The 218-nt window shown below is 66.5% G+C and carries 1 protein-coding gene; it reads right to left on the bottom strand.

The genetic code is table 11. From position 1 onward, the window contains the following. Positions 1-218, bottom strand: a 218-nt coding sequence (locus KUM49_RS46510) for a hypothetical protein (protein WP_217243058.1), incomplete at both ends; no start/stop codon positions are given.

Below are 218 nucleotides of genomic sequence, written 5' to 3'. Positions count from 1 at the left end.
AGCCGCGCCTGCGCCACGAAGTTCCGGAACGGCAGCGGCTCCGGCAACGAACCCTCCCGACCCGACAGGAACGCACCCATCTCCTCAAGCAGCACATCGTGCGTGGTGTGGTCGTGGACGAGGTGATGCATCCGCAGCAAGGCCAGCCACCGGCCCTCACCCGCCGGCTCCGCAGCCGTATACACGTCGACCAACGGAGCACGACCGATGTCCATCAA

The organism is Streptomyces sp. AC555_RSS877 (assembly GCF_019049245.1).
Classification (GTDB): domain Bacteria; phylum Actinomycetota; class Actinomycetes; order Streptomycetales; family Streptomycetaceae; genus Streptomyces.
Note: the sequence above shows the minus strand (reverse complement) of the source record. Positions and strands in the feature narration are given on the sequence as shown.